This window comes from Pseudomonas sp. RL (assembly GCF_000647775.1).
GTDB lineage: Bacteria > Pseudomonadota > Gammaproteobacteria > Pseudomonadales > Pseudomonadaceae > Serpens > Serpens flexibilis.
On record NZ_JBOY01000058.1, the window covers coordinates 1 to 15,936 of the forward strand.

The window sequence follows — 15,936 nt, forward strand, 5'->3', positions numbered from 1 at the left end:
GGTCTCCCCATGTGAGAGTAGGTCATCGTCAAGCACCTAAAACCAAAACCCCAACCCGCCACAGCGGGTTGGGGTTTTGTCTTTTCCGACTTTGGGAATTCAACTTTTCGCCCGTCAGGCCGTTAACTTCTTACATTCATTTTCTAGGCGCTCCGCAATGGCTGTTCAACAAGACAACGCTCTGATCAATGACCTGATGGAACAGGTACTATTCCTGGTTTCCCACCCCACTCTGAATGCGGAAGCGCCTGATCAACAGGAAGTGGATCAACTGTTCGCCGAGGTTCGCCAGAACATCTGGCACATGCTGTCCGAAAAACTGGACCTGGCTGGCAAGGAACTCAACGAGCACACCGCCAAAGCCCTCGATGCCATCATTTATGTGGTCACCGGGCTGGGTCAGTCCATTGGTGGGGCGGCCGACGAAGAGGCGCAGTTGGCTCTGCTGAACAAGGCGCGCGGAGAGGTCTGGTACGTGGTAGAAAACCACATCCTCTGACCCGGTGCTGGGCCCACTCGTTATTGCAGCGGGCCCAGCAGTGTGTTGACATCCTCTTCGCTGAGTTGCCAGCCACCCTCAGCGCCGCGAAGCAGGCCGTCGGCCAGCTGTGCCTTGTGGCGTTGCAGCTGCTGAATTTTTTCTTCCACACTGCCCCTGGCGATCAGCTTGTAGACGAAAACTGGTTTGTCCTGCCCGATGCGATAGGCGCGGTCACTGGCTTGCGCTTCGACAGCCGGGTTCCACCAGGGATCGAAGTGGATCACCGTATCTGCAGCCGTCAGGTTGAGGCCGGCGCCTCCGGCCTTGAGGCTGATCAGAAAGACCGCATGCTTGCCAGCCTGGAATTCGCGCACTGGCGTGGCGCGATCCCGGGTGCTCCCGGTCAGCAGGGTGTAGCTGATATGGCGACGTTTCAGTTCCTGTTCGATCAGCTCCAGCATGGCGGTGAACTGCGAAAACACCAGTACCCGTCGGCCTTCGGCACTCAGTTCCTCCAGCATCTCGAGTGTGGCCACCAGCTTGGCCGAGTGTTCCGCCCTGCCGTGCCCTTCATCCAGTAGGCGTAGGTCGCAACAGGCCTGACGCAGACGCAGCAAGGCCTCAAGGATCACCAGCTGGCTGCGTGCCAGCCCCTGGCGCTGGATCTCCTCGCGCACCTTGCTATCCATTGCCAGGCGCAAGGCCTCGTAGCGATCACGCTGGGCCGGGGTCAGTTGTACCCACTGAGTGATCTCGGTCTTCGCTGGCAGTTCGGGGGCAACCTGTTGCTTGGTGCGGCGCAGCAGGAAGGGCTGCACCCGTGCGCGCAGCAGGGTAAGTCGTTCGAGATCGCTGTGTTTTTCGATGGGAGTTCGGTAATGGCGGGCGAACTCCTGCTCCCGTCCCAGCCAGCCCGGCATCAGGAAGTGGAAGAGCGACCAAAGTTCACCCAGATGATTTTCCAATGGCGTCCCGGTCAGACAGAGGCGTTGCCGGGCGTTGAACATTCCCAACGCCAACGCGGCCTTGCTGCGTGCGTTCTTGATGTTTTGCGCCTCGTCAAGGATCAGCAGGTGCAGGTGCTGACGGCTCAGTCGCTCGGCATCACGCGGCAGCAGGGCGTAGCTGGTCAACAGCAGATCATATTCCGCAAGCCGTCCGAATTCCTGATGGCGGCGCGGCCCTTGAAGAGCCAGAACCTTCAACTGCGGGGTGAATCGTGCGGCCTCATCCAGCCAGTTGGGAATCAGGCTGGTGGGCATGACAATCAGCGCCGGCGCGGTCAGTCGCCCTGCATTCTTCTCCGACAGGATGAACGCCAGGGTCTGCAGTGTCTTGCCCAGCCCCATGTCGTCGGCCAGTACACCGCCCATACCCAGCTCACCCAGCGCACGCATCCAGGCCACACCCTGTTGTTGATAGGGTCGCAACTGGGCCTGCAGGCCGGCGGGTTGTGGCATAGGCTGCGAACTCAGGGTGTTGAGCCGGTGCGCCAGTTCTCGCAACCGTTCACCACCCTCCCAGCGCAAGGCATCGTCCGCCGCCTCCAGCCGCTGCAGGCGTGCCGCATCGGCCAGCGGCAGGCGTAGCTGCTGCAGATCGGCCGGCTGCTCCTGGAAGTACAGCTCGCCCAGGTTCTGCAGCAGCGGCCTGAGGCGAGCCAGTGGCAAGGCTACGCGCTGTCCGCCGGGCAAGAGGGCGAAGAGAACCTCGTCATCCGCGGCGTCCTGCGCGTCGGCCGTCAGCAACCAGGGCCGGCTGCGAATGGCCTGCAGCAGAATGGGTAACAGGCTGATGCGCTGCCCGTCCACTTCGATGCCCATTTCCAGATCGAACCAGTTCGGATCGCTCGCTTCGTTGACGTGGGCATACCAGTGATCCACCTGGGCGAGGTTGAAATGAAAGTCCGGCAGGATGGTGATATTCCAACCCTCCTGGCGCAGCATTGGCACGCCATCGCGGGTGAACTGCATCCAACTGGTGGTATCGGGCAATTCGAAAGGCTCGCCATCCTTTTCGCCAAGGGCCTCGCTGACCCGCAGGGCGATGCTGAACCCCAGCTCGGCGAGGCGCTGGCGATAGAGGGTTTCGCGCTCCACATCACGGCGGATACGCAACTGGCGGCCCGGAGCGATGAAGCGCAGCGGGTCGCCGGTGGCCTTGCCGTGTACACGCTGTCCGTCGTACTCGAATGTCAGCGCGGCGCGGTGCTGGATCTGCTCGGTCATGCGCCCTTTGCGGGCATCGAAATGCACACGGACATGGCTGTTGAGCAGCAGGTGTGGCCGCGGTTCCAGGTCGGTGCGCAGGATCTGTTCGACTTCGGGCTCGCTGGCCCGCGGTGCGATGCCTCGGCGATGGGCATCCTCCAGGGCCAGCAGGGCTGCTACCACGTGCTTGCAGTTGTACCCCACCGGGCAGCTGCACAGGCCGTGCACTTCCCAAGGGGCGTTACTGCGGGGCTGCAGGCGTATGGACTGCCGATAGTCGTGCTCTTCGGAGCCCCGGCAGCGGGCTTTGAGAATCTGCCCTTCGATGGCGAGCAACGTGGAGCGGCCCTGTTCCGCGTAGCGCCGACCGCGCGCCACGCAGCCCCCTTCGAAACGCTCGAGCCAGTCGCGCTGGGTCACCCTGCGGATGTCGGCGCTCATGAGCGGCGATCCGCTGTTGGAGAAAGGTACAGGTCGAACTGCATCAACTTCACAGGCCGAATCAGGGAAACCGCAAATTCTCGCACGGCCGCCGGCACCTGGGCAGCCCCGGGCGATGCGTTGCATCGTTACAGGGCAGGATTGCGAGCGAGTTGCCGCGATGGTGCGCACCCGTGCGCAACCGGAAACGCCGCGATGCTCTGGAATGCCATAGTTGCCGTTGGTCGGAAGCCGCGCAAGCTGGTGCGCCCCTTGCTCTGCCTGTGATGAGACTTACCAACGGCGAGGGCGGCAACCATGTTCGATCCCTATCGGTACCTGAGGCTCGCCTTTGCGGATGACTTTCGCGTGTGCTTCAGCCCGCAGCGGGCGGATGGCAGCCGCCTGCTGGTGCTGTGCGATCGTCAGAACCGGCTGATCCGGCGCCGGCTGTCGGCGCGCGAGCTGCAGGATCCGGACGCGTTGCGCCGGCTGATTCGCAGCATTCGATTTGGCATCGCCATCGAACGTGGCCAGGCATTGCTCTGGCTGATCAGAACTGACGCCGTAGACCGAAACGCTTGCTCAGCACGCGATCCAGCACGCCGCCGGGTAACCAGGCGGCCATGAGCGGCAGGCTGCGGCTGCCGTTGCCCAGGCGCAGCACGCGGGGGCGTCTGCGCGCCTGGACAGCGGCGAGCACCGCGCGGGCGAAGTCCGCCGCGGGTGTCGGGTTTTGCTGGGAGGCTCTGGCACGGGCCCGGATGCCATCTCGCATTGGCCACCAGGGGGAGGACTCGTTCAGCATTGCCTCGGCCTGCTGGCTGGCATGAGCACCGAAGCTGGAGGCGATGGCGCCGGGCTGGACTTCCATGACCTGGATACCGAACGGTGCCAGTTCCAGGCGCAAGGCGTCGGAGAGTGCATGCACCGCAGCCTTGGAAGCGCAGTAGGCGCCAGCGAACGGCGTGACCAGCACACCGGAGACACTGCCTATGTTGATCACCAGGCCACGGCTGTCGCGCAGCAGGGGGAAGCAGGCGCGGGCCAGCTCGATCGGGGCGAACACATTGGTCTCGAACTGCCGGCGCAGCGCGTCGGCACCACCATCCAGCAGTGGGCCCATGGCGCCGTAGCCGGCGTTGTTGACCAGTACGTCGAGCCGTCCGGCCCGCTTTCGCAGATCATCGCCCAGCTCCAGTACCGCTTGGGCGTCGTTGACGTCCAAGGCCACGGCGGTGAATCCCGCCGCGGCCAGGGCGGCGAGATCCTCGGGTTTGCGGGCGGTGGCCCATACGCGGTAGCCGGCCGAGAGGAATGCATCGGCCAGGGCGCGGCCGATGCCACTGGAGCAGCCGGTTATCAGGGCAACAGGTTGGGTCATGGCGTGCCTCGCTCGTTGTTATGTCGGGCACTGTAAACAAAAAAGGGAGCGCCTGGCGCTCCCTTGTTTTGCATGGCCTGCTAGTCGAACAGGCCGAAGGTCAGGCGGCTCCACCAGGAGCGCTTGCGTTCCGTCTTCAGCTCGTCGGGCAAGGCGTCCTCGGCTTCCTCGTACTGGCGTTGCACGTCCTGGCTGGCCCGGGTTTCGCCGGGTTCCAGGGTGGTGTCGGTCTCTACCAGCCCAAGGGTCGCGCGGGCCAGCCAGCCGCGTTCGTCCATGCTTTCCCGCGGCACGAAGCGGCCGTTGTCCAGGCTCGGGTGCTGCGGGTAGTTGAGCTTCAGAGTCGCCAGGCTGCTGGCCGCGAGGTCATCCAGCCCCAGGTGCTGATAGGCTTCGACCATCAGGGCCAGGCCGTCACCCACCGCTGGCGTTTCCTGGAAGTTCTCCACCACATAGCGGCCGCGGTTGGCGGCCGCCACATAGGCCTTGCGGGTCAGGTAGTACTGGCCGACATGCACTTCGTTGGCGGCCAGGCGGTTGCGCAGGAAGATCATGCGCTGCTTGGCATCCGGGGCGTAGCGGCTGTTGGGATAGCGGCTGGTGAGTCGGGCGAATTCGTTGTAGGAGTCGCGCGCCGCGCCGGGATCGCGCTTGGACATGTCCAGCGGCATGAAGCGCGCCAGCAGTCCGTTGTCCTGGTCGAAGGCAGCCAGGCCCTTGAGGTAGTAGGCGTAGTCGACCTGCGGGTGCTGCGGATGCAGGCGGATGAAGCGATCGGCGGCGGACTTGGCAGCCTCCGGCTCCATGTTCTTGTAGTAGGCGTAGATCAGTTCCAGCTGCGCCTGCTCGGCGTAGCGGCCGAAGGGGTAACGGGACTCCAGGGCCTTGAGCTTGTTCACGGCGGTGGTGTAGCTCTTGTCGTCCAGCGCGGACTGCGCCTGGCGATACAGCTCGGCTTCGCTGAGTTCGTCGTCCTTGGACTCCTGGGAGGCGCAGGCGGCAAGGGCCAGGGTGGCGATCAGCAACAGATGTTTCACGTGCATGGCGGCTTGCGTCCCTGTGACGGCCGCGGGCCGTCCTGATATAGTGTGCGGCCCGGAACTCCGGGCCAGGACGCCGTATTTAATCACAAGCGCCGCCCCAGTCCAAAGGCCGCGCCCCGTTGCCCAGCATGTCACCGACTCCCACGCAAACCATTCAGCTGCGCGCCGAAGTTCCCTACGAACTGGGTGGCCAGCGCCTCGACCAGGTTGCCGCACAGCTGTTCGCCGACCATTCGCGCTCGCGCCTGACCAGCTGGATCAAGGACGGCCGCCTGACCGTCAACGGTGCGGTGCTGCGTCCGCGCGACATCGTGCACGGCGGCGCCGTGCTGGAGCTCGAGGCCGAGCAGGAAGTGCAGGGCGATTGGGTAGCCCAGGACATCGCCCTGAACATCGTCTACGAAGACGACCAGTTGATGGTGATCGACAAGCCGGCCGGCCTGGTGGTGCACCCGGCGGCCGGGCACGCCGACGGCACGCTGCTCAATGCGCTGCTGCACCATGTGCCGGGTATCGATCAGGTACCGCGTTGCGGCATCGTGCATCGTCTGGACAAGGACACCACCGGCCTGATGGTGGTGGCCAAGACCCTGGAAGCCCACACCACGCTGGTGGATCAGCTGCAGAAACGCACCGTCAGCCGCATCTACGAGGCCATCGTGATCGGCGTGATCACCGCCGGCGGCACCATCGACGCGCCCATCGGCCGTCATGGCACCCAGCGCCAGCGCATGGCGGTGAGCGTCGGCGGCAAGCCGGCGGTCAGCCATTACCGGGTGCTGGAACGCTTCCGCTCGCACACCCACGTGCGGGTCAAGCTGGAAACCGGGCGCACCCACCAGATCCGCGTGCACATGACCCACATCGGCTATCCGCTGGTCGGCGACCCGGTGTACGCGGGCCGCTTCCGCATTCCGCCGGCGGCCAGCCCCACGCTGGTCGACAGCCTGAAAAACTTCCCCCGGCAGGCGCTGCACGCGCGCTTCCTGGAGCTGGAGCACCCGACCACCGGCAAGCGCATGAAGTGGGAATCGCCGCTGCCCGAAGACTTCGTCTGGCTGCTCTCCCTGCTGCGCCAGGACAGCGAGTCCTTCGTCTGATGATGACCGACTGGCTGGTCCCCGACTGGCCGGCGCCGGCCGGCGTACGCGCCTGCGTGACGACCCGCAGCGGCGGCATCAGCCAGTCGCCGTTCGACAGTTTCAACCTCGGCGATCACGTGAATGACGATCCGCAGGCGGTGGCCGAGAACCGCCGCCGCCTGCGGGACGCCCTCGACTGCCAGCCTGCCTGGTTGAGCCAGGTGCATGGCATCCGCGCGGTGGAAGCCGATCCCGCCCGCGTCCAGGAAGCTGATGCCAGCTGGAGCGCCACGCCGGGCGTGGCCTGCGCCATCCTGACCGCCGACTGTCTGCCCGCGCTGTTCTGCGACCGCGCCGGTACCCGCGTGGCAGCGGCGCATGCCGGCTGGCGCGGGCTGGCCGGCGGCATGCTGGAAGCCACCCTCGATGCGCTGGATTGCCTGCCCGGAGAGGTGCTGGTCTGGCTCGGCCCGGCCATCGGGCCGGAGGCGTTCGAAGTGGGGCCGGAAGTGCGCGAGGCCTTCCTGGTTGGACATCCGCAAGCGGACGCGGCGTTCCGGCCGAGCGCCAATTCCGGCAAGTACCTGGCCGATCTTTATCAGTTGGCGCGCATCCGCCTGGCCGCGCGCGGCGTCACCGCCGTGTATGGCGGCGGGTTGTGCACCTGGAGCGACCCACGCTTCTACTCGTACCGCCGCGCCGCGCGTACCGGGCGTTTCGCCTCGCTGATCTGGCTGGCGCCGCGATAACAGGCACCGCTGCCGATTGTGTAGGGGCCGAGCCGCGATGCGCTTGTGCAGGCGCCACCCAGGAGCTCGCGACTGAAGTCGCTCCTACAGTTGACCCTGCAGCTTCTCGGCACCTGCGACCTGGCGTCACGGCTCGCCCGGCGCCCTTGAATCCTTGGGCATCATCCTCATCTAAGGAGCATCCACGGGCCGTTCACCGCCCGCTCGCTTCTCAATGAGGAACCTCTTCATGCGTATCGATCGTTTGACCAGCAAGCTGCAGCTCGCGCTGTCCGACGCGCAGTCCATCGCGGTGGGCTTCGATCACCCGGCCATCGAACCGCTGCACCTGATGCAGGCGCTGCTGGAGCAGCAGGGCGGCTCGATCAAGCCGCTGCTGATGCAGGTCGGTTTCGACGTCAACAGCCTGCGCCAGGCGCTGACCCGCGAGCTCGACCAGTTGCCCAAGCTGCAGAACCCCACCGGCGACATGAACCTGTCCCAGGACCTGGCGCGCCTGCTCAACCAGGCTGACCGCCTGGCCCAGCAGAAGGGCGACCAGTACATCTCCAGCGAACTGGTGCTGCTCGCCGCGCTGGACGAGAACACCAAGCTTGGCAAGTTGCTGCTCGGCCAGGGCGTGAGCAAGAAAGCGCTGGAGAACGCCGTCACCAACCTGCGCGGCGGCGCTGCGGTCAACGATCCCAACGCCGAGGAAGCGCGCCAGGCGCTGGACAAGTACACCGTCGACATGACCAAGCGCGCCGAGGAAGGCAAGCTCGACCCGGTGATCGGCCGCGACGACGAGATCCGCCGCACCATCCAGGTACTGCAGCGCCGCACCAAGAACAACCCGGTGCTGATTGGCGAACCCGGCGTGGGCAAGACCGCCATCGTCGAGGGCCTGGCCCAGCGCATCGTCAACGGCGAGGTGCCGGACGGCCTGAGGGACAAGCGCCTGCTGTCGCTGGACATGGGCGCGCTGATCGCCGGCGCCAAGTTCCGCGGCGAGTTCGAGGAACGCCTGAAGGCGGTGCTCAACGAGCTGGCCAAGCAGGAAGGTCGGGTGATCCTGTTCATCGACGAGCTGCACACCATGGTCGGCGCCGGCAAGGCCGAGGGCGCCATGGACGCCGGCAACATGCTCAAGCCCGCCCTGGCGCGTGGCGAGCTGCACTGCGTGGGCGCCACCACCCTGGACGAGTATCGCCAGTACATCGAGAAGGACGCCGCCCTCGAGCGCCGCTTCCAGAAGGTGCTGGTCGACGAGCCCAGCGAGGAAGACACCATCGCCATCCTGCGTGGCCTCAAGGAGCGCTACGAGGTGCACCACGGGGTGACCATCACCGACGGCGCGATCATCGCGGCCGCCAAGCTCAGTCACCGCTACATCACCGACCGCCAGCTGCCGGACAAGGCCATCGACCTGATCGATGAGGCCGGCAGCCGCATCCGCATGGAAATCGACTCCAAGCCCGAGGAGCTGGACCGCCTGGATCGCCGCCTGATTCAGCTGAAGATCGAGCGCGAGGCGCTGAAGAAGGAAGACGACGAGGCCACCAGGAAGCGCCTGGAGAAACTCGAGGACGACATCGCCAAGCTGGAGAAGGAATACGCCGACCTGGAGGAAATCTGGAAGTCGGAGAAGGCCGAGGTGCAGGGCACCGCGCAGATCCAGCAGAAGATCGAGGTGGCTCGCCAGGAAATGGAGGCCGCGCGGCGCAAGGGCGACCTGGAAGCCATGGCGCGCATCCAGTACCAGACCATTCCCGACCTGGAACGCAGCCTGCAGATGGCCGAGCAGCATGGCCAGGTGGAAAAGCAGCTGCTGCGCAACAAGGTCACCGACGAGGAAATCGCCGAGGTGGTCTCCAAGTGGACCGGCATCCCGGTGGCCAAGATGCTGGAAGGCGAACGCGAGAAGCTGCTGAAGATGGAAGACATGCTGCACCAGCGCGTCATCGGCCAGCACGAGGCGGTGGTCGCGGTGGCCAACGCGGTGCGCCGCTCGCGCGCCGGTCTGGCCGACCCGAACCGGCCGAGCGGCTCGTTCCTGTTCCTCGGCCCGACCGGCGTGGGCAAGACCGAGCTGTGCAAGGCGCTGGCCGAGTTTCTCTTCGACACCGAGGAGGCGATGATCCGTATCGACATGTCCGAGTTCATGGAGAAGCACGCCGTGGCTCGCCTGATCGGCGCGCCGCCCGGCTATGTCGGCTACGAGGAAGGCGGCTATCTGACCGAGGCGGTACGCCGCAAGCCGTACTCCGTGGTGCTGCTGGACGAGGTGGAGAAGGCCCACCCGGACGTGTTCAACATCCTGCTGCAGGTGCTGGAAGACGGCCGGCTGACCGACAGCCATGGCCGCACCGTGGATTTCCGCAACACGGTGGTGGTGATGACCTCCAACCTCGGCTCGGCGCAGATCCAGGAACTGGTCGGCGACCCGGACGCGCAGCGCGCGGCGGTGCTGGATGCCGTCAGCCATCACTTCCGGCCGGAGTTCATCAACCGCATCGACGAGGTGGTGGTGTTCGACCCGCTGGCCCGCGAGCAGATCGCCGGCATCGCGCAGATCCAGCTGGGCCGCCTGCGCCAGCGCCTGGCCGAGCGCGAGCTGAGCCTGGAGCTCTCCGACGAGGCCATCGACAAGCTGATCGCGGTCGGCTACGACCCCGTATACGGCGCCCGCCCGCTCAAGCGCGCCATCCAGCGCTGGATCGAGAACCCGCTGGCGCAGCGCATCCTGGCCGGCGACTTCGCACCCGGCGCGGTGGTGCAGGCCAAGGTGGAGGGAGACGAGATCGTCTTTGCCTAACCTGTTTCGTCTACGACCAATGAACAACGGGGGCCTCTGGCCCCCGTTTTCGTCTGCGGGCATGCTGCAGGTTCAATTTTGCCTTGGAGACCTGCCCATGCTGATGCGCGCCGACCGTTCGACCCTGCTGGTCATCGATATCCAGGAACGCCTGTGCCCGGCCCTGCACGAGGCCGAGGCGCTGGTGGACAACAGCGCCTGGCTGATCCGTGTGGCGCGCAAGCTGAACGTGCCGGTGCTGGTCAGCGAGCAGTACCCGAAGGGGCTGGGCCCGACCGTGGCGGCCTTGCAGCCGTTGCTGGAGGGCGTGACGCCGGTGGAAAAACTGCGCTTTTCCACCGCCCGGGAAGCGGCGCTGCTGGCCCAGCCCGGCGGCGAGCGGCAGCAGTTCGTGGTGTGTGGTGCGGAGACCCACGTCTGCGTGCTGCAGACGGTGCTGGAACTGCTGGAAGCCGGCCGACAGGTGTTCGTGGTCGAGGAGGCGGTGACCTCGCGCACGCCGGCCAACAAGCAGCTGGCGCTGGCGCGCATGCGGCAGGCCGGCGCGCAGATCGTCTCGGGCGAGATGGTGGCCTTCGAGTGGATGGAACGGGCGGGGACCGAGACGTTCAAGGAAATCAGCCGGACGCTGATTCGCTGAACTGCCAAAGAGTTGGCGATATCGCGCCGATATCATGGCAGGCTTCTTGCTGGCGCACGGACTAACGTCAATCCCTGCACCATTTGGAGGCACGATGAGGCCTGTTCCGTTGCACAGCCCTTGGCGCGACCGTCGCCACCGACTCTATGCACTGCTCGTCTGGATGCTGGTCGGCCTGCTGCTGACCCGTCCGCAGACCCAGACCGGTGTTTTCATCGCACTGGGTGTCTTTCCGCTGCTGGGCATCCTGGCCTTGCTGCTGCACCGCTGGTGGATCAATCGTTTCGCCCGCAGCAACCTGATGCACGCCATCTACGTCGGGCTGGTCATGCTGGTGAGTGGCGGGGTGTTCGAAGCCATCCAACTGCTGCGGCCCTACCTGGGCGAACATTTTCTCTGACGCGCCGCAGGCGCGCCGTGCCCGGCGCGATGGTGGACAGGAAGAACGCTGTCCGCCCTGCGGGTCCGCGCCGTTTCGTAGGGTGGATCGCGCTCCACCGATCCACCATGCGCGCCGTCAGGCAGCGCTAGCCGCCTTCTCCGCCCTGCCAACCCTTGCGCCAGGCCTCGCGCTGCTTGGGCGTCAGGAAGGTCCATGACACGAAGCGGCTTTGCTTCTGGCCCTGCGCCATCGGCGTGATACGGATATCGCGCGCGCCCAGCGCTTGCAGGCGGCTCTCCAGGCCCGGCAGGTTGCCCGCCTTGGACACCAGCGTGCTGAAGCGGTAGACCTGCGTGGCGAACTGCGCGCTTTCATGGGCCAGCGTGTCGATGAACGCCGCTTCGCCCCCGGGACAGTGCAGCTCGTTGCTCTGCCCACCGAAGTTGAGCACCGGCAGGGCACGCTTGGGGTCCAGCTTGCCGAGGTTGCGCCACTTGCGCCGGCTGCCGCTCAGCGCTTCGTCCGCCGAGGCGTGGAACGGCGGGTTGCACAGGGTCAGGTCAAAGCGCTCGTCCGGCTGGATCACGCCCTGGAAGATATGTGCGGGGTCGGCCTGCTGGCGCAGCTCGATACGTTCCTGCAGGCGATTGGCACGCAGGATCTCCGCCGCCGCCTTAAGCGCGGTGGCATCGATGTCCGCACCGACGAAACGCCAGCCGTATTCATGCAGGCCGATCAGCGGGTAGACGCAGTTGGCGCCGCTGCCCACATCCAGCACCCGAATCCGCGAGCCCTCTGGGATGCGGTTGCCGTTGTCGCCGGCCAGCAGATCGGCCAGGCCATGCAGGTAATCGGCGCGCCCGGGAATCGGCGGGCACAGGTAACCGGCCGGAATGTCCCAGTGGCGCAGGCCGTAGTGCTGGCGCAGCAGCGCGCGGTTGAACACCTTCACCGCTTCGGGATTGGCGAAGTCGATGCTCGGCTTGCCATAAGGATTGGTGATGACGAAACGCGCCAGTTCCGGACAGATTTTGATCAGGGCGGGAAAGTCGTAGCGTCCCTGGTGGCGGTTGCGTGGGTGCAGGGCGTGGGCAGCGGTGGACATCGGGAAACATCGGCGGGCGGATAGGGCGGCGATTTTCCCATATCCGTGCGGGTGGAGGGGAGCGCCGCTCGCTCGTGGGTGCGCCCCCTCTACCCGGCCCTCTCCCGCGAGGGGAGAGGGGGGAAGCCGGCTCAGCCGCGCTTGCCCAGCACGCCGCGCAGGGTTTCCTGGATATCGGCGGGGATCAGCACGGTCTTGGCGTTGGTGCTCTTGCTTAGGCCTTCCATGGCGGCGATGTACTTCTCGCCGAGCAGGAACATCATCGGGCCGGTTTCGTTGCCGATGGCCGAGGTCACGCGACGAATCGCCTCGGCCGACGATTCGGCCAGGGTCACCTGGGCATCAGCGTCGCGCTTGGCCGATTCCAGGCGGGCCTCGGCCTCCAGGATCGCCGCCTGCTTGGCGCCTTCGGCGCGGGTCACGGTGGCCTTGCGCTCACGCTCGGCGGCGGCCTGCATTTCCATGGCGCGCTGCATGGATTCGGACGGCTTGATGTCCTGGATCTCCACCGACTTCACCGTCAGGCCCCAGTCCACGGCCTCGTCGGCGATGCTCTCGCGCAGGCGGGCCTTGATCTTGTCGCGCGAGGACAGCGCCTCGTCCAGCTCCATCTCGCCGACGATCGAACGCAGCGTGGTCATGATCAGGTTGCGGATCGCCTCGGAGAAATCGGTCACCCCGTATACCGCCTTCACTGGGTCGGTGACCTTCACGAAGGCGATGGCGTTGGTGAGGATCACCGCGTTGTCGCGGGTAATCACTTCCTGCTCCTGCACGTCGAGGATGATGTCCTTGGTCACCAGCTTGTAGGCCACCCGATCCAGATAGGGAATCAGGATGTTCAGCCCCGGTCGCAGCGTGCTGTGGTACTTGCCCAGGCGCTCGACCACCCATTCCTCACCCTGCGCCACCAGGCGCACACCCTTGGCGACGGTGACCAGAATGAACACCAGCAGCACTACCGCAACAATCAATCCTTCACTCATGGATCTACTCCTTAAGCCTTGGCAACCTTGAGAAAACTGCCTTCCACGGAAATCACCCGCACGCGCTCACCGGCGGCAATTGCGGATTCGGCCACGCAGGCCCATTCATCGGCGCCGAGGATCGGGCGCTGGAAGCGCACCTTGCCGCGCTGGAACGGCTCGACCGCGCCGACCAGCAGGCCGACTTCGCCCAGCACCGTGCCGTCGGCGGTGCCGATCAGCGTCTTGTGCCGGTCGCGGCGGAACACCTTGAACCACAGCGCCACCATGGCCAGCGAGGCCAGCCCCCAGACCAGCAGCTGCGTGGTCAGCGCCAGAGCGCCGGCCAGTAGCATCAGCAGGCCGACCAGCAGCGCGCCCAGGCCGAACCAGAGTACGAAGAAGGCGGGGATCGCCAGCTCCAGCAGGATCAGCAGCACGCCACCGACCACCCAGTACCACCATTCGATCGTCATCGTTTCCCTCCGGGATGAATCGCCCGCGCAGCCTACCAGTTCGACCGCCGCATCGCCCGTCGCAGACGCTTACAGCGGAAACACCAGCGGCACCAGCAGTACCGTCACCAGCATCACCAGCAGGGTGAAGGGAACGCCGATCTTCACGAAATCGCCGAAGCGATAGCGGCCCGGTCCGAGCACCAGGGTGTTCACCGGTGAGGAGATCGGTGTCATGAACGCCGCCGAGGCGGCCAGCGCCACGGTCATGGCGAAGGGGTAGGGCGACACACCCAGCTGTTGGGCCAACGACAGCGCAACGGGCGCCATCAGCACGGCGGTGGCGGTGTTGGAGATGAACAGCCCGGTCAGCGCCGTGACGGTGAACAGGCAGGCCAGCAGCACCTGCGGGCCGGCGTCGCCGAGCAGCGCAAGCAGGCCGTCCACCGCCAGCGCGATACCGCCGGTCTTCTGCAGGGCCAGGGCAAACGGCAGCATGCCGACGATCAGCACCAGGCTCGGCCAGTGGATGGACTTGTAGGCGCTGTCCATGTCGATGCAGCGGAAGGCGCCCATCAGCAGGCAGGCCAGCAGCGCGGCCAGGGCATTGGGCACCAGGCCGCTGACCATCAGCAGGATCATCACCGTCAGGCTGAACAGCGCGTGCGGCGCGCGGTCGCCGGCCGGCACCACCTCGTTCACTTCCATCGGCAGGCTGAGCACCAGGAAGTCACGGGACAGGCCATGCAAACGGTCGATGTTCTTCCAGGACCCGGCGACCAGCAGGGTGTCGCCAGGGCGCAGCTTGTCGTCGACCAGCACGCCTTCCAGCGCTTCGCGGTTGCGGCGCAGGCCCACCACGTTGAGCTGATGGCGGCTGCGGAAGCCCAGCTCCTGGATGGTCTTGCCCGGCAGCGTCGATTCCGGCGGCAGCGCTACCTCCGCCAGGCCCAGCTCATGGGCGTGGTCCGCGTAGTAGGAACTCTTCAGTTGCAGTGGCGCCAGGCCCAGCTCGTCATAGGCGCCCAGCAGGGCGATGGCGGGGCTGGCCAGGTCGACCAGCAGGATGTCGCCGGCCTGCAGGTTGGTGCTGCCGGTGGCCATCATCAGTTGGTTGCGGAAACGCCCGTGGCGTTCGACGGCGATCACGTTGATGCCGTACTGGCTGCGCAGCTCCAGCTCGTTGAGCAGGCGGCCGGCCAGCGGCGACTCCGGCAGCACCCGCAGGCGCCGCTCGCGTTCGGAAAGCCGGTAGTCGCGCGCCAGATCGGCCAGGGTATGGCGCGAGCGGTCGCCGGCCGACTGACCGTCGTCGCTGCGCAACCAGCGCCGGGCGAACAGCATGTAGCCGATGCCCAGCGCCAGGATGGCGAGGCCTATGGGGGTGAAGGCGAAGAAGTCGAAACCGCCCAGCCCGGCGCGGCGCAGCTCGCTGTGCACCACCAGGTTCGGCGGGGTTGCCACCAGTGTCAGCATGCCGCTGATCAGCCCGGCGAAGGCCAGCGGCATCATCAGCCGGCCGGGATTGATGCGCAGCCGTGCGGCGATGCCCATGACGATCGGGATGAAGATCGCCACCACGCCGGTGGAACTCATCACCGAGCCCAGGGTGGCCACCGCCAGCATCAGCAGCACCAGCAGGCGCGTCTCGCTGCTGCCGGCGGTGCGCACCAGCCAGTCGCCCATGCGGTAGGCGATACCGGTGCGCACCAGGCCATCGCCGATGATGAACAGTGCGGCGATCAGCACCACACTCGGGTCGCTGAATCCGGCCAGTGCCTCCGGTACCGTGAGGATGCCCAGCAGTGGCAGCGCCACCATGGCCAGGACGGCTACCACGTCCATGCGCGGTTTATTGCGTACGAACAGTGCGACACAGCAGGTGAGCAGGGCGAGAACCAGCAAGAGATCAAGGGTCATGGGAGATACGACAAGGAAGGCGTGGCGAAATGCCGGCATACGATACCGGTAACCGGGGTTTTTGGAAGGCCCCGGGTCGGTCGTAGGATGGATCGCGCTTCACCGATCGATCGCGCCGCCAGGTGCGGCCGGCTAGGTGCGGCCGGCCAGGTGCGGCCGGCTAGGTGCGGCCGGCTAGGTGTGGCCGGCGCGGTGGTGCGGCAACTCTCAGCCGCAGCGGGGCGCTGTGCCTTCCTCGCCGTGGGCGTCCAGCGGCTCCTCGCAACCGAGGCCACCGTCGCGGCGCGGGCGAATGAACACCGCCCC

General features: G+C 66.0%; 14 protein-coding genes. 7 read left to right on the forward strand and 7 right to left on the reverse strand.

Going from position 1 to position 15,936, the window contains the following annotated elements:
* The first annotated feature begins 157 nt into the window (after positions 1 to 157).
* Positions 158 to 499, forward strand: a complete 342-nt coding sequence (locus tag AS93_RS0110325) for a hypothetical protein (RefSeq protein WP_027590543.1) — start codon at positions 158 to 160, stop codon at positions 497 to 499.
* A 20-nt stretch (positions 500 to 519) separates the two neighbouring features.
* Here AS93_RS0110325 and AS93_RS0110330 read toward each other — a convergent pair whose 3' ends face one another.
* Entirely contained in the window at positions 520 to 3,132 is a 2,613-nt protein-coding gene (locus tag AS93_RS0110330) for a DEAD/DEAH box helicase (protein ID WP_027590544.1), read from the reverse strand.
* A 297-nt stretch (positions 3,133 to 3,429) separates the two neighbouring features.
* On the opposite strand from AS93_RS0110330, the gene AS93_RS20295 reads away from it, so the two are divergent.
* Positions 3,430 to 3,741 carry a DUF3509 domain-containing protein gene (locus AS93_RS20295; RefSeq protein ID WP_074467543.1) on the forward strand — a complete coding sequence of 104 codons (312 nt, stop codon included), beginning with the start codon at positions 3,430 to 3,432 and terminating at the stop codon, positions 3,739 to 3,741.
* Here AS93_RS20295 and AS93_RS0110335 read toward each other — a convergent pair.
* Together AS93_RS0110335 and AS93_RS0110340 are read right to left on the reverse strand one after the other, a co-directional pair.
* A complete protein-coding gene (locus tag AS93_RS0110335) occupies positions 3,665 to 4,495 on the reverse strand; it encodes an SDR family oxidoreductase (RefSeq protein WP_027590545.1) in 831 nt (276 codons plus the stop codon). The genes AS93_RS20295 and AS93_RS0110335 overlap by 77 nt on opposite strands.
* An 80-nt stretch (positions 4,496 to 4,575) precedes the next feature.
* Entirely contained in the window at positions 4,576 to 5,538 is a 963-nt protein-coding gene (locus AS93_RS0110340; protein ID WP_027590546.1) for an outer membrane protein assembly factor BamD, read from the reverse strand.
* A gap of 128 nt (positions 5,539 to 5,666) precedes the next feature.
* Between AS93_RS0110340 and rluD the strand changes: the two genes are divergently transcribed.
* The 5 genes from rluD (at position 5,667) to AS93_RS0110365 (ending at position 11,203) form a co-directional block, all read left to right on the forward strand.
* Positions 5,667 to 6,638 (forward strand): 23S rRNA pseudouridine(1911/1915/1917) synthase RluD, encoded by a 972-nt coding sequence (gene rluD, locus AS93_RS0110345; RefSeq protein WP_027590547.1) that lies wholly within the window; start codon positions 5,667 to 5,669, stop codon positions 6,636 to 6,638.
* A 2-nt stretch (positions 6,639 to 6,640) separates the two neighbouring features.
* Positions 6,641 to 7,369 carry a peptidoglycan editing factor PgeF gene (pgeF, locus tag AS93_RS0110350; RefSeq protein WP_027590548.1) on the forward strand — a complete coding sequence of 243 codons (729 nt, stop codon included), beginning with the start codon at positions 6,641 to 6,643 and terminating at the stop codon, positions 7,367 to 7,369.
* Between the two features lie 229 nt (positions 7,370 to 7,598).
* Positions 7,599 to 10,163, forward strand: coding sequence for an ATP-dependent chaperone ClpB (gene clpB / locus AS93_RS0110355; protein WP_027590549.1), 2,565 nt, complete (start codon positions 7,599 to 7,601; stop codon positions 10,161 to 10,163).
* Positions 10,164 to 10,260: 97 nt separating this feature from the next.
* On the forward strand, positions 10,261 to 10,803 hold the full coding sequence (locus AS93_RS0110360) for a hydrolase (RefSeq protein WP_027590550.1): 543 nt from the start codon (positions 10,261 to 10,263) through the stop codon (positions 10,801 to 10,803).
* 94 nt (positions 10,804 to 10,897) lie between these two features.
* Complete coding sequence (locus AS93_RS0110365; RefSeq protein ID WP_139182057.1) at positions 10,898 to 11,203, forward strand: hypothetical protein; 306 nt, start codon at positions 10,898 to 10,900, stop codon at positions 11,201 to 11,203.
* Positions 11,204 to 11,330: 127 nt separating this feature from the next.
* On the opposite strand, the gene rlmF is transcribed toward AS93_RS0110365, so the two are convergent.
* The 4 genes from rlmF to AS93_RS0110385 all read right to left on the reverse strand — a co-directional run bounded on the left by rlmF (position 11,331) and on the right by AS93_RS0110385 (position 15,630).
* Complete coding sequence (gene rlmF, locus AS93_RS0110370; protein ID WP_027590552.1) at positions 11,331 to 12,290, reverse strand: 23S rRNA (adenine(1618)-N(6))-methyltransferase RlmF; 960 nt, start codon at positions 12,288 to 12,290, stop codon at positions 11,331 to 11,333.
* Between the two features lie 131 nt (positions 12,291 to 12,421).
* On the reverse strand, positions 12,422 to 13,276 hold the full coding sequence (locus AS93_RS0110375) for an SPFH domain-containing protein (RefSeq protein ID WP_027590553.1): 855 nt from the start codon (positions 13,274 to 13,276) through the stop codon (positions 12,422 to 12,424).
* An 11-nt stretch (positions 13,277 to 13,287) separates the two neighbouring features.
* A complete protein-coding gene (locus tag AS93_RS0110380; protein ID WP_027590554.1) occupies positions 13,288 to 13,731 on the reverse strand; it encodes an NfeD family protein in 444 nt (147 codons plus the stop codon).
* A gap of 69 nt (positions 13,732 to 13,800) precedes the next feature.
* The gene (locus AS93_RS0110385; RefSeq protein WP_027590555.1) at positions 13,801 to 15,630 is read right to left on the reverse strand and encodes an SLC13 family permease; all 1,830 of its coding nucleotides are present in this window, start codon (positions 15,628 to 15,630) and stop codon (positions 13,801 to 13,803) included.
* Between the last annotated feature and the right edge of the window lie 306 nt (positions 15,631 to 15,936).